Below are 18,391 nucleotides of genomic sequence, written 5' to 3'. Positions count from 1 at the left end.
CGCTCCTTCGCTCAACTGCCTCTCCAAAGAATCCTTTCTCAGCCTAAACTCAACCCCAAAATCGCCATATGCGATTCCCCTGCCCCTCGAGGGGGAGATGGCCGGCAGGCCAGAGGGGGGTACTGCCCCGCCGGCGTCTCAAACAAAAAACCCGGCTTCGCGCCGGGTTTTCAAACGCTGCGAGCCAACCAGCCTCAGCTCACCTTGACCTTGGCGGCGGCAGCCTGGTCCTCGGCCAGCTTCTGCTGGAACATCTGCGCGAAATCGATCGGGTCTAGCATCAGCGGCGGGAAGCCGCCGTTGCGTGTTGCCTCGGCAATGATCTGCCGGGCGAACGGGAACAGCAGCCGCGGGCATTCGATGAACAGGATCGGCAGCATGTGCTCCTGTGGGAAGCCGCTGATGGAGAAGACGCCGCCATAGACCAGCTCGACGTTGAACAGCACTTCCTGGTCGAACGACGCTTTTGCGTTCAGCGTCAAATTGACGTCGAACTGCTTGTCCGAAAGCGGGTTGGCGTTGACGTTGACATTGATGGCGATGCCCGGAGCCTTGTCGCGGCCGCGCAACGAGTTCGGTGCGCCGGGGCTTTCGAAGGACAGGTCCTTCACATATTGCGCAAGCACGTTGAGCGAAGGCTGCGCCGCATTTCCATTACCGTTGGCTGCGCCGGTCGGCGCGTCGTCGTTGCTGGCCATAAGCTGTGGTCCTTTTGCCTGGGCAGCGTTGCTGACCGGATTGAAATTCGGGCGTTCGCTATCATGGCCGGCCCGACAAGACAAGTTTGCAAAAGACACCGGTTGCCTTGCAGCTACTCGTCCTTGAGGCGGCGCCAGGGAGAACCCGGTCCGCGCGTATGGTCGTCGGCCCGCGAATAGTCTCCGTCGTCGAGATCGATGGTCTTGCCGCGTTGCCTTGCCCGCAAACCACCGCTGAAATCGGTGGCCAGCACGATGCGGCCTTTCAGCATCCGCCAGGCAAGATCGCGCACCGGCGGCAGGAACAGCAGAAGGCCGAAAATATCCGAGATGAAGCCGGGGATGATCAAAAGGATCGCGGCCAGCACGATCATGGCGCCATGCGCAAGCTGGCCGCTCGGATCACGCCCGGCATCCATTTCGGCACGGATCCTGGCCATCACGCCAAAACCCTGGTGTCGAAGGAGCAAGGCGCCGGCAATGCTCGAGGCCAGCACCAGCCCGACCGTCGCCAGCGCGCCGATCTGGCGGCCGACAATGACGAAACCGGCTATCTCCAGCAGCGGAAGCGCGAGAATGAACAGGGGAAACAGCGAGATACGCAAATCTTGACCGATCGTTTCGATGTTTTGCCGGCCGGCGAGCAATCGCCGCTGGCACCAGAGCTGTTAGATAGGTATGGCTGCCTTTGATTTGAATGATTGCGCCATGCGTTCTATATGCTTTGGATACCGAACGCTATGTGATCGCGGCCCTTGCTTGGCCGCTGGTCCGGCCAAAGCAGGGATTGATTGGCGCAAGATATGGGCTTCTTCGACTTCGGCACGATTTTCTTTCTGATTGCGGCGGTGGTGATCTTCTTCCAGCTGCGCAACGTGCTTGGCCGACGCACGGGCAACGAGCGCCCGCCCTTCGATCCATATACGGCAGCGCGCAAAAACGACAAGGATGCCGCCCAGAAACCCGAGAACGTGGTTTCGCTGCCGCGCAAGCGCCTGACAGGAGAGCCGGCGGCCGACACCTATGTGGCGATCGATGCCTTTGCCAAGCCCGACACCGATCTCAACCGGGGCCTGCGGGCGATCAAGGACAATGATCCGACCTTCGACCCGAAGACCTTCGTCGACGGCGCCAAGATGGCGTACGAGATGATCGTCATGGCCTACGCCGATGGGGACCGCAAAACGCTGAAGAACCTTTTGTCGCGCGAGGTCTATGACGGCTTCGTCGCGGCCATCGGCGACCGTGAGGCGAAAGCCGAAAAGATCCAGTCCTCCTTCGTCGGCATCGACAAGGCCGACATCGTTTCGGCCGAGATGAAGGGCAGCGAGGCCCACATCACGCTGCGCATTGTCAGCGAACTGATTTCGGCGACCCGCGACAAGGCCGGCGCTGTCATCGACGGCGATCCCGAGACCGTCGCCGAGGTCAAGGACGTCTGGACCTTCGCCCGCGACACGCGCTCGCGCGATCCGAACTGGAAGCTCGTCGCCACCGAAGAAGAAGACTGAACTGGACGGCGGCGGAGGCTGTCGTGTCGCTTTCTCGAGCCTTCAGCGAAAAATCCTTTGGCGAATTGCCGGGCTGGGGTGAGGACGACCATCTCCCTGCCTTTGACGCCTTTCGCCGCTCAGCCTTTCATATCCTGAGCAAACCCTACCGCTCCGGCGCGCTCGGCGTCGACTACAATGGCTTTGCCGACGCCTATGCCGAAGCGCGCACCGTTTCGCCGGCGAATCGGTCGCAGGCTCGAAGCTTTTTCGAGCGCCATTTCGTTCCGGCCCGTATCGATGCCGAAGATGGTGGTCCCGGCCTGGTCACCGGCTTTTATGAGCCGGAGGTCGAAGCCTCGCCGGTACGCACGCAACGGTTTTCGGTGCCGTTGCTGGCGCGCCCGGCCGACCTAGTCGACATCGACGACGGCAATCGTCCTTCAGCCTTGGATCCTTATCTCGCCTTTGCTCGTGCGGCGCCGAACGGCCCGGTCGAATATTTCGACCGCGGCGAGATCGAACGCGGCGCGCTTGCCGGAAAAAGGCTGGAAATCGCCTGGCTCGCCGACAAGGTCGACGCCTTCTTCATTCACGTGCAGGGCGCGGCACGCCTCAAGATGACCGACGGCAGGCTTCGCCGCATCACCTATGCCGCCAAATCCGGCCAGCGCTTTACCGGACCGGGCAAGATCTTGAGCGAGGAAGGCGAGATCCCGCGGGAGAAAGTGACGATGCAGTCGATCCGTGCCTGGTTCAAGGCGCATCCGGAACGCGTCGACGAGATCCTTTGGCGCAACCGCTCCTACATCTTCTTCCGCGAGATGGGCGTCGACGACCCAGAGCTCGGCCCGATCGCTGCCGCCAAGGTGGCGCTGACACCCGGCCGCTCGATCGCCGTCGACCGGCTGCTGCATACGTTCGGCACGCCCTTCCATATCGATGCGCCGTCGCTGACCGCTTTCGACGGAAAACCGTTCCGGCGGCTGATGATCGCGCAGGACACCGGCTCGGCGATCACCGGGCCGGCCCGCGGCGATCTGTTTGCCGGGTCGGGCGATGCTGCCGGCGAGATCGCCGGCGTTATCCGCAACGCCGCAGATTTCTATGCGCTGGTCCCCCGGCCGCTGGTTTCAGGAGCAGGCCGATGACCCGGCGCATCGATAGGCTGAGCGAGGACGACCGGGTGCTGTGGAACCTGGTGGCGCACACGGCAAAACCGCTGAAGGGCAGAACCGCCGTCGAAATTCCGCACGTCGGGCCGGAGATCGACGAGACCAGGCAGGCGCCGCCGCCGGCACAGGTCGCGGGCAATGCTGCCACGGCCGCAAAGCCGAAGGCGCAGCATGTCTCCCACGCACTCGACGAACCGACGCTGGACAAGCTGTCGAAGGGCCGGCTGCCGATCGAGGGCCGCGTCGACCTGCATGGCCTGACGCAGGACGAAGCCTATTCGCTGCTGTTTTCCTTTCTGCACCGGGCGCATGCCGGCGGCATCCGCTACGTCCTCGTGATCACCGGCAAGGGCTCTTCGTCGGGCGGCGATGGCGTCTTGCGGCGCGCCGTGCCGTCATGGCTGTCGACACCCGCCTTCCGGCCCCTCGTCTCCAGCCACGACCATGCCGCCCGCAAACATGGCGGCTCGGGTGCGCTCTATATCCGCTTGCGGCGGGCGCGCTCATGAGGAAACGCCGATGAGGGACGCACCTATGAGGATGCACCCATGAAGGTGCGCTTGTGACCCCATTCGGCGAAAAGCTTCGCGTGCTGCGAAACGAGCGCGGCGTCAGCCAGAAGGACATGGCCAAGGCGATCGGCGTCAGCGCAGCCTATCTCTCGGCGCTGGAACACGGCCGCCGCGGTGCGCCGAGCTGGACGCTGATCCAGAAGATCATCGGCTATTTCAACATCATCTGGGACGACGCCGAGGAACTGGCGCGGCTGGCCGAAACCTCGCATCCGCGTGTCAAGCTCGACACGTCGGGCCTTAGCCCGGCGGCGACCGAGCTTGCCAACCTTCTGGCCGACAACATCGAAAAGCTTGACGAAGCCGAGCTTCGCCGCATCATTGCGTCGCTCCGCGCCGCACTGGCACGACCGAAATGAGCTGCCTTGTTACTGGACAGAGCCGACCAGCACCTGCTGGCCGCCGCGGATCGACACCCAGCGGCCGGTATTGTCGATCGCCTGCCGCTTGAGGAAACGATAGCCGGTCTGGTCCCAGGAACGGACCTGGTCGGTCAGATTGTCGAGGATGTAGTCGCCCTTGTCGGTGCGCACCGTCAGCACCGCGTGGCCTTCGCCATCCGGCTTGCGCACGACGGTCATCAGCAGATCGGAAAACGAGACGCCCAGCCGGTTCAGCTCACGGCGCTTTTCCAGGACATAGTCCTCGCAATCGCCGACGCCCTTGTCGGGATAGGCCCAGACCTCGTCCTTGCCGTAGATGTCGAAGTCGCTCTCCGGCTTGACGGCGGCGTTGACCCTTGTCGTGACGCTGAGCAGCTTGCGCCACAGCGAGCCGGTCAGGCTGGCGGGCGACAGATCCTTCGGGCGGATCGAACATTCGGACGCGTAGCTCTTGCAGAAATCATAATGGCCGATCGGCTGCGAGGTCGGGCCACCTGTTATCATCGGGCTGGCTGCCGAGGCCGAACCGGCCCAACCTGCCGCCACAGTAAGTCCGGCCAGCGCACACAGGCGCAGCGTTCTCGCCATTGGTGAGGAAATCATTGTCCCCGCTTGTCCCTTGTTGTTAACGAAACGTTAAGGGGTATTTACAGTCCGTGTCAATTATGAGGATGGATTGATTTTTGCGGCATGGTTACCCGCGTGGCGCCAACGCGACTATTGTGCAACAGGTCGACCGGCCGCACGGCCCCGCCAACCGATGATTTTGGCATTGACCGACCTGATGCGGATTGACGGGCATCATCACTGGTCGCCTATTTCTTGCCGGTCCTGACCAGCTTGGGCTTGACCGCAACACGGTTCTGACGGCCGTAGCTGGTAATGAAGTCGACGATGCGCGGCACGATTTCGGAGCGGAAGCGCGAGCCGTTGAACACACCATAATGGCCGACCGCCGGCTGCATGTAATGGGCGTGCCTGTCGGCCGGGATGTTGATGCACAGGTCGTGCGCAGCCTTGGTCTGGCCGAGGCCGGAGATGTCGTCGTTCTCGCCCTCGACCGTGAACAGGGCGACATTGCGGATCGCCGAAGGGTCGACCGCCACGCCGCGATGCGTCATCGTGCCCTTGGGCAAGGCCTGGCGGACAAACACGGTGTCGACGGTCTGCAGGTAGAATTCCGCCGTCAGATCCATCACCGCCAGATATTCGTCGTAGAACTCGCGGTGCTTCTCGGCATTGTCGCCGTCATGCTTCACCAGATGCATGAAGAAGTCCTTGTGGGCGATGATGTGGCGGTCGAGGTTCATGCTCATGAACCCCGAAAGCTGCAGGAAGCCGGGATAGACCTCGCGGCCGAAGCCCGGCACCGGCCAGGGCGCGCGCATGATGACGTTGCCGCGGAACCAGTCGATGCCCTTTTCCTGCGCCAGCAGATTGACCGCCGTCGGATTGCGGCGCGTGTCGATCGGCCCGCCCATCAGCGTCATCGTCGAGGGCACGAACGGATCACCCTTGGCTTCCATCAGTGCCGCCGCCGCCAGCACCGGCACCGAAGGCTGGCACACCGCCATCACATGGGTGTCGGGACCCAGCGCATGCAGCATGTCGACGATGTAGTCGATATAGTCGTCAAGATCGAAGCTGCCGTCGGCCAGCGGCACCATGCGGGCGTCGACCCAGTCGGTGATATGCACGTCGGCATAGGGCAGCATCGCCTCAACCGTGCCGCGCAGCAGCGTCGCGTAGTGGCCAGACATCGGCGCGACGATCAACAGTTTCGGATCCGGTCGGCGCCCAGCAGGAACCGCCCGCTCGAAACGGACCAGGTTGCAGAACGGCCGCGACCAGACGGTATGTTCGCTGACCTCGACGGTTTTCCAGTCGACCACGGTCTTGGTCAGGCCGAATTGCGGCTTGCCGTAGCGGCGCGTCGTGCGCTCGAACAGTTCGGCCGTTGCCGCAACCGAGCGACCCCAGGACGTGTGTGAGACCGGGTTGAGCGGATTGGAGTAGAACAGGCGCACCGCATCGGCATAGAGGCGCGCCGGCTGCAAGGCGGCGTGGTTCAGTTCGTAGAGCTGGTAGAACATCGAGAACCCCGCTGCCGACTGCGATCGAAGGGCCGACGAGCAGCGCCGAGCCTTGAATGCCTTGCGGGGAAGTTAGCAACAATCTGCTGCGATGCAATACGTCAACTTGCGTGATTTAGGCTCGTTCTTTCGTCCAAGGCGTTGAGAATCCGCCTGGAACGGCAACAGCCGGCTCAATGTGCACCTGCGAAGGCCAGGCAGGCAGCACGGCTATTGGGGACGAGCGTCGGAGGCGGTGTCCGGCCGTGGCGGCCGTTAGACCCGTGCCATGCAGACAGCGGTGTGACCCGAGCTGATGAAGCCAAGCTGACTGGCGGCGCCCTTCGACAGATCGAGCATCCGCCCCTTGATGAACGGGCCGCGGTCGTTGATGCGCACGACGACACTGCGGCCATTGTTGCGATTGGTCACCTTCAGCTTGGTGCCGAACGGCAGGCTGCGATGCGCGGCAGTCAGCGCCGACGGGTTCATGCGTTCGCCGGAAGCGGTTCTGGAATGCAGTGAGTACCAGGACGCACGGCCGCACTGAGCGGCGGCGCTGGCAGTGGATGCGCCGACCATCAGGCCAGCCGCGATCGTGGCCGCGACAAGCGCGGTCTGGTTGCTTTTGTTCATGTGTTGGGGACTGGCTCCGTTGACAGACCCGCAGCGGTTAGGGACGAATGAGGCAGCAAATGCGGCAATGATCTGTCGGTTCCATGGCAATGTTACACGTTTGGAGTCGACGCGAAACAATTTGTCAGAGATTTCCCGCAGCGCGGCACAGCTTCCTTGATGATCTTTTCACCGATCTCCGCATGTCTTGCGCAGGATCAGAGGTTAGCATCTAAGTAGAAGTTGGCGTAATTGGGCTGCTTCTTTTAGCTGTTCCATTTCGGCCGGAATGCGGCTGATGATCGACTTGGAAGGGAGTTCTAGCGATGAGATTGATCAAAAATCTGCTGGCCTTGATTGTGCTCGCCATCGGCGTGCTGTGGTCATTGCAAGGCATCGGTTGGGTCCAGGGCAGCTTCATGACCGGCCAGTCGCAATGGCTCTATGCCGGCATCGTGACCGCGCTGGTCGGCCTGGTCGGTCTGGCCTGGGCAAACCGTTCGCGCGGTTGAGCAGGCGTCCATGCTCAGGCGCCCGCCGGAGCAGCACACAGCGGACCCGTGGCGGCCGCTCACCGCGACCAGTACTGCCAGCCCCAGTAGAAACTTTCGTCGCGCGGCGGCAGGCGGTTGCGCTCGGCATCCAGCTGGACCGGCGTCGGCGTTTTGCGTTCGCCGTCAGGCGGCTGTTTGTCTCCGGCCTTGATCAGGCGGAGCCAATGGCCGAAATGCGCAAACAGTACAGCGGTGGAATGGGGCATCGTCACGTCTCCGGTCCGGTTACTCCCGCCCCGCCCACGGGACGAGAACCCGCTCGATCCTGCGGATGATGAATTCGAGCACGAAGGCAATGGCAGCGATCACCAGTATGCCCATCACCACCACGTCGGTGACGAGGAACTGGGCAGCGGACTGGATCATGAATCCAAGCCCGCGCGTCGCGGCCACCAGCTCGGCGGCGACCAGCGTCGACCAGCCGGCGCCGAGCGCGATGCGCAGCCCGGTCAGGATCGAGGGCAGCGCGCTGGGCAGGATGACGTGCCTGATCACCTGGCGCTGCGTGGCGCCAAGCGAGCGCGCTGCATTGATGCGCTCCTGCGAGACGCCGCGAACACCCGATGCCGTCGACAGCGCAACCGGCGCCAGCATGGCAATGGCAATCACCAGGATCTTGGACGGCTCGCCAATGCCGAACCAGATAATGATCAGCGGCAGATAGGCGAGCGGCGGGATCGGCCGCAGGAATTCGAGCAGCGGATCGAAGATGCCGCGCCCGATCGTGCTGATGCCGATAGCCAGCCCGATGGGAACGCCGACGAAAACGGCCGCGACCAGCGCCGCAAACACCCGCCACAGGCTGGCGGCGATATGCTGGAGCAGCGTTGCGTCGACAAAGCCGTCACGGGCGACGACGACAAATTTGTTCCAGACTGCCACAGGCGACGGCAGGAAAACCGGCGACACCAATTGCAGGCGGGCCGATGCCGTCCACGCCGCCAGCATCATCAGAATGGTGATCGCGCTAACCACGCGGGCCGAAACGCGGCTGCGTCTCGGCCGCGGCCGCGACCATGGCACCGACAGCGCGTCGGCTCCGTCGTCGACCTTGCGCTGCGGCCGCTCGGTATAGGAGGTAACGGTCATGCTGCCTCCCCTTCGAAGATCGCGTCGGTCAGCTCGCCGCGCGCTGCGGCGAAGGCGGGATCGGCCTTGATGCTGCGAATGGCCTCGCCGGCTGCATAGCGCCGGCTGAAGCCGGTCTCGAAGCTCCACACCACCCGGCCAGGGCCGGGAGCGAGCACAATGATACGGGTTGCCAGCACCAGGGCTTCCTCGATGCCGTGCGTGACCATCAGCACGCCGACCTGGCTCGCCGTCCACAGATCGAGCAGCGTTGTCTGCATGCGTTCGCGTGTCAGCGCATCGAGCGCGCCCAGCGGCTCGTCGAGCAGCAGGAATTGCGGCTCGGCCGCCAGCGCCCGGGCCAGGCCGACCCGCTGGCGCATGCCGCCGGAAAGCTCCCAGATGCGCTTGTCGCCGGCGCCGTCGAGTTTCACCAGCGCCAGAAGGTCGTCGGCAGTCCGCGCCCGTTCCGCGGCCCTGACACCGCGCAGCCTGAGCGCAAAGGCGACATTTTCCCGCGCGGTCAGCCACGGAAACAGCGCGTCGTTCTGGAACACGACGGCGCGGTCAGAGCCTGGCGCCGTGATCGGCCGGCCGCCAATCGTGGCGCGTCCGCGCACAGGCTCGACCAGGCCCGCAGCGACGTTGAGCAACGAGGTCTTGCCGCAGCCGGAGCGGCCGACCAGGACAACGAAGTCATCCTTGGCGATCTCAATCGACACATTTTCGACCGCCGGCGCCGGCTGACCGTCATAGTGGACCGAGACCTTGTCGAGCACGAGATGCGTCATGGGAACCTCGCCGATATTCCGAATCTGTCTGCCCCGAAGCCGCTCCTCGCAAGCGGTTCGGGGCAGGGAGCACGCGGCGTCAGGGAAGGAGAACCGCGCGCGTTGGCGTCAGTTCGAGGCAAGCGCTTCGCTGACATATTTCGACGATACGTATTCCGAATAATCCGGCAGCACGGCGTCGATCTTGCCCTGCTCCTTGAGGAAGGCCGATGTCGCCTCGACCGCTTTGACCGTGCCGCCACCGAGGAACTTGTCCGAGGCTTGCTCCTCGAGCGTCGGGAAGACATAGCCCCTCAATAGTTGCGGCACGTCCTCCAGCTTGGCCCCGGTGATCGTGGCGATCTTCGCCGCTTGCGGCGACGTCACCGACCAGGCGTCCGGCTTGGCCAGGAACTCGGCATAGGCCGCGCCCGTCACCTTGACGAAGTCGCGCACCGCTTCCGGGTTCCTTTCGGCGAAATCGGTGCGCACGATCCAGGCGTCGAAGGTCGGCGCGCCCCAGGCGGCGACCTGCGAGGAATCCAGCACGACCTTGCCCGAAGTCTTGATCTGGCCGAGTGCCGGATCCCAGACATAGGCGGCGTCGATGTCGCCGCGCGCCCATGCCGCCGCGATCTCCGGTGGCCGCAAATTGAGAATATCGATCGACTTCGGGTCGACACCCTCATGCTTCAGCGCGGCAAGCAGGCTGTAATGCGTCGTCGAAACGAAGGGCACCGCCACCTTCCTGCCGGCAAGGTCGGCGGCCTTCTCGATGCCGGCGCCGTTGCGGGCGACAAGGGCCTCGGATTCGCCGATCAGCCCGACAATGAAGATTGTCTGGATTGGAAGCTCGCGGCTCGCCGCCGCCGCCAGCGGGCTCGAACCGACATAGCCAATGTCGACCGATCCGGAAGCGATGGCGGCGATCACGTCGGCGCCGGAATCGAATTTCCGCCAGTCGATTGCCGCCTTGGTCGCGCTCTCATAGGCGCCGTCGGCCTGCGGCACCTTCGAGGGCTCGACGACCGTCTGGTAGCCGATAGTGATCTTGAGGTCCTGCGCATCGGCTTGGCCGAGAAAGGCGGCGCCAGCCAAGGCCGCCGAGGACAAGAGAACGATACGTCGCGAAATGGTGGACATGAAACGCTCCTTGGAAACGAGGAAAACCCGGATTGCGTTTCATAGTCATCTAACTCTATCGTTCTTGTAGAGTTAAATCCTTCCAATCGGTGCGGTCTTGTTAGAAAAAGTCATCTGGCTATGGCAGTTCGCGCGCTTCTGGGTGACGGCTCGGGTGAGAACCATCGTCCTTGCCCGGGAACCTCTTCCACGTCGTCCTTGCGCGCAACAAGGATTTTCCCGTTTTCGCCCCTGCATCGGCAAATCCATACTGTGGATAGCCAAGAAATTGGAAACAAGTTCCCTGTGTTCGCGGTTAAGTCTAGTATCCTTATCGACATTGAAGGATTGGAGAGGACGATGAGCGACGCCACCCTCCTTGTTGCCGCGCGCGGCATGCTTTGGCCTTCAAATTCAGGGGCAGAAGCTGCTGTTGGTATTCTCGCCGATCGGGACATTCCTGCCGCCGGCCAGTTTGCCGGTGTGTCATTCGCGGTGGCTCCTGTGCTCGCAAGAGCACAAGCCCCGGCCAAAATGGCCATTGCGGCGTGAAAACGAAGCAAAATCAACGTTTCTCGGCTTGTATATCATGTCACTAGAATTTATCTGTAGTGACAGCTTGGACGCGGCGGGGAGGCACGCCAGGCGTTTCGCAACCGGTGGCCTTGCGCCATCGCATGACAGAGAAACGTGCGGGTTATGCTCACGAAAAAAGGTAAATACGGCCTCAAGGCGCTCGTCCATCTGGCGCGCCTGCCGGTTGGACAGCTCGCCTTCGTCAACGACATCGCCACAGGAAACAATATTCCGAAGAAGTTCCTCGATGCCATCCTTGGCGAATTGCGCAATGCCGGTTTCGTTCAGAGCCGCAAGGGCAAGGAAGGCGGCTACCGGCTGGCACGCCCAGCGGACGAGATCAAGGTCGGCCACGTCGTGCGCGTGCTCGACGGGCCGCTTGCCCCCATTCCTTGCGCCAGCCGCACCCAGTATCAGCGCTGCGAAGACTGCAACGAGGCGACATGCCAAGTCCGACACCTGATGCTGGAGGTCCGGCAGGCCATCGCCGAGGTGCTGGATCAGCGCAGCCTCGCGGAAATGCGCGACATCGCCGGCGACGAGGATTTTTCGGCGGCGTTGAAAATCCAGGCCTGAACCAATCTCTCCTGAGCCGGCGACGATCGCCAGGACAGCTGGTGTGCGCATGACCGGGCGCGCTACGCCAAGTTCGATCATCATTGTCGGCGGCGGCGCCAGCGGTGTCGTGCTTGCCGCTCATCTGCTGAAGTCGCCCAATCCCGATCTACGTGTCAGCCTGATCGAAAAACGCCCGCATTTTGGGCAAGGCATGGCCTATTCAACGCTGCTGTCGGCGCATGTGCTGAATGTCAGCGCGTCGGGCATGAGCGCCTATGCCGACGATCCCGGCAATTTCTCGCGCTGGCTGCTTGAACGCGGCCTGGCAACGCCGGAACAGGCGCCGGTCTATGCGCCGCGCAGCGTCTACGCCCGCTATCTCAAGGAGTTGCTCGACGAGCTCGAGGCGCGTGAGCAGCAGACGGGCCGGCTGCGCTTGATCCGCGAGGAGAGCCTGTCGATCTCGCCGACCGCGTCAGGCGTCGAAGTGGCGCTGGCCAACGGCACCAGCGTGGTTGCGCATCTTGCCGTGCTCGCCACCGGCCACGACGAAGAGCCGGGGGCGGGGCAGGGGCATGCGATCAGGATGGGATCCGAGGCGGACACTGCGCTCGACCCCGAAGCCCGAGTCCTGGTGCTGGGCACCGGCTTGAGCATGGTCGATGCCTTCCTGTCGCTCGAGCAGCGCGGCCACCGCGGCGCGATCGTCGCGGTGTCGCGGCGCGGCCTGCTGCCTTCGCCGCATCGCAAGGGCAATCCGATCAAGCTCGACGTTGCCGACATTCCGCTCGGCACCCAGCTTTCCTATTTCGTCGGCTGGTTCCGCGACCTGATCCGGGAAAACCAGAAGGCCGGCATCGACTGGCGCGACGTCGTCGACGGTCTGAGACCCTTCAACCAGAAGATCTGGCAGAACTGGCCGTCCTCGGCCAAGCGCCGCTTCGTCGAGCACACCAAGGCCTGGTGGGACATCCACCGCCATCGCATGGCGCCGGAAGTCTACGCCCGCGTTGCCGAGGCGGTGCAAGCGGGCCGCATCCGCCTTGTCGCCGGCCGCGTCGTTGAGATCGCCGCCGGCGACGGCTTCAGCCTACAGGTCCAGTCGCGCCACACGCAGCAGCTCGAAAGGTTCGACGTCACCCGCATCTATGATTGCACAGGCATCGCCAGGGACATCTCGACCACCTCGAACAGCGTGGTGCGGTCGCTGGTCGAGCGTGGGCTGGCACGGCCGGATCCGCTGCGCCTCGGCCTCGACGTGACCGCGAACTGCGAGGTCATCGCCGGCGACGGCACGGTATTCGCCAATATCCTCGCCGTCGGTCCACTGACGCGCGGCACCTTCTTCGAAATCGACGCCATTCCCGATATTCGCGTGCAGTGCGCGCGGCTGAGCAAGCGCTTGCTCGGATGAGGCCGCCTCTGTCTTGACGCGATCTCGGATGCAAGACCGCTGTCGCCGGGTGAAAAGATCTCGACCGCATAGCCGCGTTCGGTGAAGGCGAACCAGGGTGCGGGAGCTCGCTCCACCAGAGCCGACCAGCAGCCTGTGGTGGTCGAGACAGCCAGGCGATGACGCCACACGTTTCGGCCGTCTCGCATCGACCGGATTGATGTCGCGCACGCTCGTCTTCGTTCTCCTCCATGGATTTTGTAGTCGGCGAGGCCGTGAGCCGCGACCCTGGCCAGATGGCCGGGCAAATTCTGCTTTCGTCGTCACCGTGCCTTGCCTACCATGGCGCATGACCCAACGCGGAAGACTCTACGGCTGTCCGGTCGAGTTCGCGCTCGACGCGCTCGGGGGCAAATGGAAGACGGTGATCCTGGCGCGCATCAAGGAACAGCCGATGCGCTATTCCGACCTGCGCCGGCTGATTCCCTCACTCTCGGACAAGATGCTGACGCAGCGCCTGGCCGAGCTTGTCGAGATCGGCTTCGTCACGCTCCAGACGTCGCCCGACGGCAAGGGGCGCTACGCCTTGACCGGGCGCGGTGAAGATCTCGCCGCCGCGCTCCAGGCGCTCTACGACTGGGGCAGCGTGCACGGTCGCGCCGAGGGCGTGCGTTTTCGCACCGACAGCGCAGCCACCATCTAGATCAATTCCGGGAAAGGCGCGGAGCGGTTTTCCGTCCGTAATGTGTGAAGACAAAGCGATGGAGCGGTTCGGCGTTGCCGTGAAACGGTAGGTCGCGCGGCAAGCCGATTGCCCTCAACCCGCGCCGGCAAGCGCGCTGCAGAAGCTTGCGACGTCGGTGACGACGGCTTCGCCGAGGAAGCGTAGCGTTGCCATCGAGCGGTCGCGCGCTTCGCGGTTGCCGAAGCCACAGGCATCCTCGATTACCACGGCGACAAAGCCATTGTCGGTCGCCTGGCGAACGGTCGGCTCGATGCCGATCTCCATGGCGATGCCAGCGAGCGCTATCGTGCGCACGCCGCAATCGCGCAAGGCAAAGCCGAGCGCGGTGGAATCGAACGCCGACATCGTGAGCTTGTCGAATACCGCCTCGTCCGCGCGGGGGTCCAGCTCGGGCACGATCCGCGTCGCTTCGGCGTCGCGCGGGAACCACGGCTCGACCGTGTCGGGGCTGTCGCGCCGCTGCCAGGCCATGGCGGTGCGCAGCTGCGTCGCGCCCATCCATTTGCGCGGCAGCGACAGGTGGCGCGTGAACGCCACCCGCATTCCGGCCCCGCGCGCCGCTTCTAGCACCGTACCGGTACGCTCGACGATGGTCGCGGCGCCGGCCACCTGCCGGCAGATGCCGACCTGCATGTCGTAGACCACCAGCGCCGTGCGGCGCGGATCGCCCCACTCAGCCAGGCTGGCCGGGATTTCGATCCCGTCGCTCGACCGGATCATGCCGCAGTCCGGTCCCATGGCTTGGCGATATCGACCGTCGGATCGAACAGGAATTCCAGCGGCAATGGCGCGTCGAAGGCGATGAAGTGCCATTCTAGCAGCCCGGCCTTGGACAGCGGGAAGTCCTCGGTGTAGCGCCGCGCTTCCGCGACGCTGTCGAGCTCGAAGACGATGATGACGCCGCCAATATCGGCGCGCGCATAATTCTCCCGCACGATCCCCGCCTTCCAGAGCCGCCAGACATTCGACACTTCGTCGCGCAGATAAGGCCGCAAATCGTCGAGCGTGACGCCGGGCTTGAAATTGTCATAGGCAAGAATCTTCATCGGCCGTTCCTTGCATTGCTGTTCGCCCAGCGCCGGGTAGCATGGCGGAATCGGCGGCCGCAACGAACGAGATGGTGCGTTGAAACGCCCGCACGATTGCCGTTGATCCTATGGGCGGCCGCAGGATAATTTTTGCTGAAGAGGAGAAAAGCGCGGTGACCATCGAAAGGCTGAACCCCGAGGGCATGCACAGCAATCCGGCCTATTCGCACGGCGTGTCGCTGCCGGCATCCGCGCGCATCGTGCTGGTCGGCGGCCAGAATGGCGTCGACGCGCAAGGCCGGACCGTCGCCAGGGACGATCTCGCTGCACAGACCGCTCAGGCGCTTTCCAACCTGGCAAAGGTGCTGGAAGCCGGTGGGGCAAAGCCTGAAGACCTCGTCAGCCTCTCGGTCTATATCGCCGGCGACCTGGACATAGGGCCGGCCTTCGGCGCCTGGATGGCGTTCTGGGCAAACCGTGGCGCGCCGCCGATCATCAAGGTGCTGCGCGTCGCCGGCCTCGGCAATCCGGATTTTCTGATCGAGATCGAAGCCCAGGCCGCGATCGCCTGAACCCTAAGCGGGTTCTGCAAATCTTTTGCCCCTGCCTGCAGGCCGACGAAGCTTTCGCGAAATTCCATTCCCCTGCTGGCGGCCGGATTGGCACGATCTATCTTCTTTCCAACTGCAAACGGCTGGAAAAGACGGTAGGTTGCCGTCTTCCAGGGCGGTTGCTCATTCTGGCAACGGAGCATCTGACATGAGCAAGCACAAGATCGTGACATCGGACGATGCATCGTCCCGCCTGCGCCCGCCTTATGCCTCGGTTCTCGACCTGATCGGGCAGACGCCGGTCGTCGAGCTGACCAAATTCGACATCGGCAAGTGCCGGCTGTTCATCAAGCTCGAAAGCCAGAATCCCGGCGGCTCGATCAAGGACCGCATCGCGCTGTCGATGATTGCCGCCGCCGAAAAACAGGGCAAACTGAAGCGCGGCGGGACGATTGTGGAGGCGACCGCCGGCAACACCGGTCTTGGTCTCGCCCAGGTCGGCATCCCCAAGGGCTACCGCATCATCCTGGTCGTCCCCGACAAGATGTCGCGCGAAAAGATCCAGCATTTGCGGGCGCTCGGCGCGGAGGTGCGGATGACGCGTTCCGATGTCGGCAAGGGTCATGCCGAATATTATCAGGACATGGCCGAAAAGATCGCCGCCGAGCTGCCCGGCGCCTTCTATGCCAACCAGTTTGCCAACCCGGCCAATCCGCTGGCTCATGAAACCACGACCGGACCGGAAATCTTCCAACAGCTCGAAGGCGACGTCGATGCGGTTGTCGTCGGCGTCGGGTCCGGCGGCACGCTGACCGGGCTCGGCCGCTACTTTGCGAAAGTCTCGCCAAAGACCGAGATGATTTTGGCCGATCCGGTCGGCTCGGTGCTGGCGCCGTTGATCAAGACCGGCAAGATGATAGAGGCCGGGAGCTGGACCGTCGAAGGCATCGGCGAGGATTTCGTCCCGCCCAATGCCGATCTGTCGCTGGTCAGGAAGGCCTATTCCATCCCCGACAAGCAGAGCATGCTGGCGGTGCGCGACCTGCTTTCGAAGGAAGGCATCCTCGCCGGCTCGTCGTCCGGCACGTTGCTTTCGGCAGCGCTCCGCTATTGCCGCGAGCAGACCGTGCCGAAGCGCGTCGTCACCTTCGTCTGCGACAGCGGCAACAAGTACCTGTCGAAAGTGTTCGACGACTTCTGGCTGGCCGAGCAGGGCCTTGCCGAGCAGGAGCAGCATGGCGATTTGCGCGATCTGGTGATGCGTTCGCACCGCACCGGTGACACCGTGTATGTCGGTCCGGACGAAAGCCTGCTCAACGCCTATGGCCGTATGCGCCGCTCGGACGTCTCGCAGCTGCCGGTGCTGGACGAGGGCAAGCTCGTCGGCATCATCGACGAAAGCGATATCCTCGCCAAGGTCGAAGGCCCCTATGACAGCCGCTGGGACCGCTTCAAGGCTCCGGTCAGTACGGCCATGACCTCTACCCTGCACACGCTGCAAGCCAGCCAGACGCTGGACGCGTTGCTGCCGGTGTTTGATCGCAACGAGGTCGCCATCGTCTTCGACGGCGACGAATTCATCGGGCTGATAACACGCATTGACCTGATCAACCATCTGAGGCGCGCCCGATGACCGTCAAAGCCACCGTATCGGGCAAAAACCGCCTCGCCTTTTCGACGCGCACCATCCATGGCGGCCAGAGCCACGACCCGACGACGGGCGCGGTGATGGTACCGATCTATGCCACTTCGACCTACGGTCAGCAGAGCCCGGGCGTGCACAAGGGCTTTGAATATGCCCGCAGCCAGAACCCGACCCGCTTCGCCTTCGAACGCGCTGTGGCCGATCTCGAAAGCGGCACAGCCGCCTTCGCCTTCGCTTCGGGGCTGGCAGCGATCGCCACTATTTTCGAACTGCTCGATTCCGGCGCCCACATCGTCGCCACCGACGACATCTATGGCGGCACGTTTCGGCTGCTCGAGCGGGTGCGCAAGCGCTCCGCCAACCTCCAGGTCGACTTCGTTGACTTCACCGATCTTGCCGCGGTCGAGGCGGCGATCCGCCCGGAAACCAAAATGCTCTGGGTCGAGACGCCGACCAACCCGCTGCTGCGTGTCGTCGACCTCGAAGGCGTCGCAGCACTTGCCAGGCGCAAAGGCGTGCTCTCAGTCGCCGACAACACTTTCTGCAGCCCCTATCTGCAGCGGCCGCTGGAGCTCGGCATCGACATCGTGGTCCATTCGACGACAAAATACCTCAACGGCCATTCCGACATGGTCGGCGGCGTCGCCGTGGTCGGCGACAACAAGGATCTCGCTGACCGGCTGAAATTTCTGCAGAACGCCATCGGCGCCATTTCCGGGCCGTTCGACAGTTTCCTGGCGCTGCGCGGACTGAAGACGCTGGCGCTGAGGATGGAGCGTCATTCGTCGAACGGCCAGAAGATCGCGCACTGGCTGGAAAGCCGTCCCGACATCCGCCGTGTCATCTATCCCGGCCTGCCCAGCCACCCGCAGCACGCCATCGCCAGGCGGCAGATGCACGCCTTCGGCGGCATGATCACGGTCGAGCTCGACCGCGACCTCGCCGGCACCAAACGCTTCCTCGAACATACGCAACTGTTCACGCTGGCCGAAAGCCTCGGCGGCGTCGAAAGCCTGATCGAGCACCCGGCGCTGATGACGCACGGCTCGATCCCGGCGAAAAAACGCGCCGAGATCGGGATTTCGGATTCGCTGGTAAGGCTGTCGGCCGGGATCGAGGATGGCGACGATCTGATCGCGGATCTGGATCAGGCGCTGGCGAGCTGAGCCCGCCAACAAGAACCTGCGAGACGTCGGCAGGACAGTGCCCCCCTCTGCCCTACCGGGCATCTCGGCCACGAGGGGGGAATTTGGCCGTCATCTTGCGCTTTCGCCAACCTCCAACGCTGAAACACGCACGGGACGGCGAAGCTGCCGATCTCCCCGCTTGTGGGGGAGATGTCCGGCAGGACAGAGGGGGCGTGAAGGATCGCGAAC

Annotated in this window: 23 protein-coding genes; 12 read left to right on the top strand and 11 right to left on the bottom strand. The window is 63.6% G+C overall.

What is annotated here, in order from left to right; translation table 11 throughout:
- Positions 1 to 194: 194 nt before the first annotated feature.
- Together secB and NKH04_RS15710 are read right to left on the bottom strand one after the other, a co-directional pair.
- On the bottom strand, positions 195 to 698 hold the full coding sequence (secB, locus tag NKH04_RS15715; protein ID WP_352453643.1) for a protein-export chaperone SecB: 504 nt from the start codon (positions 696 to 698) through the stop codon (positions 195 to 197).
- Between the two features lie 113 nt (positions 699 to 811).
- Complete coding sequence (locus NKH04_RS15710) at positions 812 to 1,303, bottom strand: FxsA family protein (RefSeq protein ID WP_352771329.1); 492 nt, start codon at positions 1,301 to 1,303, stop codon at positions 812 to 814.
- A gap of 198 nt (positions 1,304 to 1,501) precedes the next feature.
- Here NKH04_RS15710 and NKH04_RS15705 point away from each other — a divergent pair, with 198 nt between their 5' ends.
- The 4 genes from NKH04_RS15705 to NKH04_RS15690 are packed head-to-tail and all read left to right on the top strand — an operon-like array spanning position 1,502 to position 4,294.
- A complete protein-coding gene (locus NKH04_RS15705) occupies positions 1,502 to 2,209 on the top strand; it encodes a Tim44/TimA family putative adaptor protein (protein WP_352686562.1) in 708 nt (235 codons plus the stop codon).
- A 23-nt stretch (positions 2,210 to 2,232) separates the two neighbouring features.
- Positions 2,233 to 3,339 carry a murein transglycosylase A gene (gene mltA / locus NKH04_RS15700; RefSeq protein ID WP_353044512.1) on the top strand — a complete coding sequence of 369 codons (1,107 nt, stop codon included), beginning with the start codon at positions 2,233 to 2,235 and terminating at the stop codon, positions 3,337 to 3,339.
- Positions 3,336 to 3,872 carry a Smr/MutS family protein gene (locus NKH04_RS15695; RefSeq protein ID WP_352473990.1) on the top strand — a complete coding sequence of 179 codons (537 nt, stop codon included), beginning with the start codon at positions 3,336 to 3,338 and terminating at the stop codon, positions 3,870 to 3,872. The genes mltA and NKH04_RS15695 overlap by 4 nt, the downstream gene beginning before the upstream one ends.
- Before the next feature lie 53 nt (positions 3,873 to 3,925).
- Entirely contained in the window at positions 3,926 to 4,294 is a 369-nt protein-coding gene (locus NKH04_RS15690; RefSeq protein WP_352473989.1) for a helix-turn-helix domain-containing protein, read from the top strand.
- A gap of 9 nt (positions 4,295 to 4,303) precedes the next feature.
- Here the strand turns inward: NKH04_RS15690 and NKH04_RS15685 are convergent, their stop codons facing one another.
- The 3 genes from NKH04_RS15685 to NKH04_RS15675 all read right to left on the bottom strand — a co-directional run bounded on the left by NKH04_RS15685 (position 4,304) and on the right by NKH04_RS15675 (position 7,026).
- Positions 4,304 to 4,921, bottom strand: coding sequence for a transglutaminase-like cysteine peptidase (locus NKH04_RS15685; protein WP_352473987.1), 618 nt, complete (start codon positions 4,919 to 4,921; stop codon positions 4,304 to 4,306).
- A gap of 212 nt (positions 4,922 to 5,133) precedes the next feature.
- Positions 5,134 to 6,411, bottom strand: coding sequence for a polyhydroxyalkanoate depolymerase (locus NKH04_RS15680; RefSeq protein ID WP_352771336.1), 1,278 nt, complete (start codon positions 6,409 to 6,411; stop codon positions 5,134 to 5,136).
- Between the two features lie 255 nt (positions 6,412 to 6,666).
- Positions 6,667 to 7,026, bottom strand: coding sequence for a septal ring lytic transglycosylase RlpA family protein (locus NKH04_RS15675; protein ID WP_352473985.1), 360 nt, complete (start codon positions 7,024 to 7,026; stop codon positions 6,667 to 6,669).
- 305 nt (positions 7,027 to 7,331) lie between these two features.
- Between NKH04_RS15675 and NKH04_RS15670 the strand changes: the two genes are divergently transcribed.
- Positions 7,332 to 7,517 (top strand): hypothetical protein, encoded by a 186-nt coding sequence (locus NKH04_RS15670; RefSeq protein WP_352473983.1) that lies wholly within the window; start codon positions 7,332 to 7,334, stop codon positions 7,515 to 7,517.
- Positions 7,518 to 7,576: 59 nt separating this feature from the next.
- On the opposite strand, the gene NKH04_RS15665 is transcribed toward NKH04_RS15670, so the two are convergent.
- The 4 genes from NKH04_RS15665 to tauA all read right to left on the bottom strand — a co-directional run bounded on the left by NKH04_RS15665 (position 7,577) and on the right by tauA (position 10,540).
- On the bottom strand, positions 7,577 to 7,765 hold the full coding sequence (locus NKH04_RS15665) for a hypothetical protein (RefSeq protein ID WP_352453651.1): 189 nt from the start codon (positions 7,763 to 7,765) through the stop codon (positions 7,577 to 7,579).
- Positions 7,766 to 7,784: 19 nt separating this feature from the next.
- A complete protein-coding gene (locus tag NKH04_RS15660) occupies positions 7,785 to 8,648 on the bottom strand; it encodes an ABC transporter permease subunit (RefSeq protein WP_352473980.1) in 864 nt (287 codons plus the stop codon).
- Positions 8,645 to 9,418: a taurine ABC transporter ATP-binding protein gene (locus NKH04_RS15655; RefSeq protein WP_352686551.1), complete on the bottom strand. Its 774-nt coding sequence runs from the start codon at positions 9,416 to 9,418 to the stop codon at positions 8,645 to 8,647. Before NKH04_RS15655 ends, NKH04_RS15660 begins: the two co-directional genes overlap by 4 nt.
- Before the next feature lie 108 nt (positions 9,419 to 9,526).
- Entirely contained in the window at positions 9,527 to 10,540 is a 1,014-nt protein-coding gene (gene tauA / locus NKH04_RS15650) for a taurine ABC transporter substrate-binding protein (RefSeq protein WP_352995942.1), read from the bottom strand.
- A 339-nt stretch (positions 10,541 to 10,879) separates the two neighbouring features.
- Here tauA and NKH04_RS15645 point away from each other — a divergent pair, with 339 nt between their 5' ends.
- The 4 genes from NKH04_RS15645 to NKH04_RS15630 all read left to right on the top strand — a co-directional run bounded on the left by NKH04_RS15645 (position 10,880) and on the right by NKH04_RS15630 (position 13,749).
- Positions 10,880 to 11,071 (top strand): hypothetical protein, encoded by a 192-nt coding sequence (locus NKH04_RS15645; RefSeq protein ID WP_352458582.1) that lies wholly within the window; start codon positions 10,880 to 10,882, stop codon positions 11,069 to 11,071.
- Between the two features lie 147 nt (positions 11,072 to 11,218).
- Complete coding sequence (locus NKH04_RS15640) at positions 11,219 to 11,671, top strand: RrF2 family transcriptional regulator (RefSeq protein WP_023675902.1); 453 nt, start codon at positions 11,219 to 11,221, stop codon at positions 11,669 to 11,671.
- A 49-nt stretch (positions 11,672 to 11,720) separates the two neighbouring features.
- Positions 11,721 to 13,067 (top strand): FAD/NAD(P)-binding protein, encoded by a 1,347-nt coding sequence (locus NKH04_RS15635; protein WP_352473976.1) that lies wholly within the window; start codon positions 11,721 to 11,723, stop codon positions 13,065 to 13,067.
- Positions 13,068 to 13,395: 328 nt separating this feature from the next.
- The gene (locus NKH04_RS15630; protein ID WP_352771345.1) at positions 13,396 to 13,749 is read left to right on the top strand and encodes a winged helix-turn-helix transcriptional regulator; all 354 of its coding nucleotides are present in this window, start codon (positions 13,396 to 13,398) and stop codon (positions 13,747 to 13,749) included.
- 114 nt (positions 13,750 to 13,863) lie between these two features.
- On the opposite strand, the gene NKH04_RS15625 is transcribed toward NKH04_RS15630, so the two are convergent.
- Both NKH04_RS15625 and NKH04_RS15620 read right to left on the bottom strand, forming a co-directional pair.
- A complete protein-coding gene (locus NKH04_RS15625; protein WP_353044511.1) occupies positions 13,864 to 14,511 on the bottom strand; it encodes a cysteine hydrolase family protein in 648 nt (215 codons plus the stop codon).
- Positions 14,508 to 14,837: a hypothetical protein gene (locus NKH04_RS15620; RefSeq protein WP_352458586.1), complete on the bottom strand. Its 330-nt coding sequence runs from the start codon at positions 14,835 to 14,837 to the stop codon at positions 14,508 to 14,510. The genes NKH04_RS15625 and NKH04_RS15620 overlap by 4 nt, the downstream gene beginning before the upstream one ends.
- Positions 14,838 to 14,992: 155 nt before the next feature.
- Here NKH04_RS15620 and NKH04_RS15615 point away from each other — a divergent pair, with 155 nt between their 5' ends.
- The 3 genes from NKH04_RS15615 to NKH04_RS15605 all read left to right on the top strand — a co-directional run bounded on the left by NKH04_RS15615 (position 14,993) and on the right by NKH04_RS15605 (position 18,181).
- The gene (locus tag NKH04_RS15615; protein WP_352458587.1) at positions 14,993 to 15,391 is read left to right on the top strand and encodes a RidA family protein; all 399 of its coding nucleotides are present in this window, start codon (positions 14,993 to 14,995) and stop codon (positions 15,389 to 15,391) included.
- A 187-nt stretch (positions 15,392 to 15,578) separates the two neighbouring features.
- On the top strand, positions 15,579 to 17,003 hold the full coding sequence (locus NKH04_RS15610; protein ID WP_353044510.1) for a pyridoxal-phosphate dependent enzyme: 1,425 nt from the start codon (positions 15,579 to 15,581) through the stop codon (positions 17,001 to 17,003).
- On the top strand, positions 17,000 to 18,181 hold the full coding sequence (locus NKH04_RS15605; RefSeq protein ID WP_352458589.1) for a cystathionine gamma-synthase: 1,182 nt from the start codon (positions 17,000 to 17,002) through the stop codon (positions 18,179 to 18,181). Before NKH04_RS15610 ends, NKH04_RS15605 begins: the two co-directional genes overlap by 4 nt.
- Positions 18,182 to 18,391 lie beyond the last annotated feature (210 nt).

The sequence above is a fragment of the Mesorhizobium sp. M1365 genome, from assembly GCF_040317865.1.
Lineage (GTDB): Bacteria > Pseudomonadota > Alphaproteobacteria > Rhizobiales > Rhizobiaceae > Mesorhizobium.
This window is presented reverse-complemented; position numbering and strand designations above follow the sequence as displayed.

Coding starts and splice junctions, on each gene's coding strand:
- NKH04_RS15670 (WP_352473983.1), top strand. CDS start 7,332: ATGAGATTGATCAAAAATCTGCTGGCCTTGATTGTGCTCGCCATCGGC.
- secB (WP_352453643.1), bottom strand. CDS start 698: ATGGCCAGCAACGACGACGCGCCGACCGGCGCAGCCAACGGTAATGGA.
- NKH04_RS15630 (WP_352771345.1), top strand. CDS start 13,396: ATGACCCAACGCGGAAGACTCTACGGCTGTCCGGTCGAGTTCGCGCTC.
- NKH04_RS15620 (WP_352458586.1), bottom strand. CDS start 14,837: ATGAAGATTCTTGCCTATGACAATTTCAAGCCCGGCGTCACGCTCGAC.
- NKH04_RS15695 (WP_352473990.1), top strand. CDS start 3,336: ATGACCCGGCGCATCGATAGGCTGAGCGAGGACGACCGGGTGCTGTGG.
- NKH04_RS15675 (WP_352473985.1), bottom strand. CDS start 7,026: ATGAACAAAAGCAACCAGACCGCGCTTGTCGCGGCCACGATCGCGGCT.
- NKH04_RS15625 (WP_353044511.1), bottom strand. CDS start 14,511: ATGATCCGGTCGAGCGACGGGATCGAAATCCCGGCCAGCCTGGCTGAG.
- NKH04_RS15645 (WP_352458582.1), top strand. CDS start 10,880: ATGAGCGACGCCACCCTCCTTGTTGCCGCGCGCGGCATGCTTTGGCCT.
- NKH04_RS15665 (WP_352453651.1), bottom strand. CDS start 7,765: ATGCCCCATTCCACCGCTGTACTGTTTGCGCATTTCGGCCATTGGCTC.
- NKH04_RS15660 (WP_352473980.1), bottom strand. CDS start 8,648: ATGACCGTTACCTCCTATACCGAGCGGCCGCAGCGCAAGGTCGACGAC.
- NKH04_RS15655 (WP_352686551.1), bottom strand. CDS start 9,418: ATGACGCATCTCGTGCTCGACAAGGTCTCGGTCCACTATGACGGTCAG.
- NKH04_RS15610 (WP_353044510.1), top strand. CDS start 15,579: ATGAGCAAGCACAAGATCGTGACATCGGACGATGCATCGTCCCGCCTG.
- NKH04_RS15605 (WP_352458589.1), top strand. CDS start 17,000: ATGACCGTCAAAGCCACCGTATCGGGCAAAAACCGCCTCGCCTTTTCG.
- tauA (WP_352995942.1), bottom strand. CDS start 10,540: ATGTCCACCATTTCGCGACGTATCGTTCTCTTGTCCTCGGCGGCCTTG.
- NKH04_RS15685 (WP_352473987.1), bottom strand. CDS start 4,921: ATGATTTCCTCACCAATGGCGAGAACGCTGCGCCTGTGTGCGCTGGCC.
- NKH04_RS15705 (WP_352686562.1), top strand. CDS start 1,502: ATGGGCTTCTTCGACTTCGGCACGATTTTCTTTCTGATTGCGGCGGTG.
- NKH04_RS15635 (WP_352473976.1), top strand. CDS start 11,721: ATGACCGGGCGCGCTACGCCAAGTTCGATCATCATTGTCGGCGGCGGC.
- NKH04_RS15680 (WP_352771336.1), bottom strand. CDS start 6,411: ATGTTCTACCAGCTCTACGAACTGAACCACGCCGCCTTGCAGCCGGCG.
- NKH04_RS15640 (WP_023675902.1), top strand. CDS start 11,219: ATGCTCACGAAAAAAGGTAAATACGGCCTCAAGGCGCTCGTCCATCTG.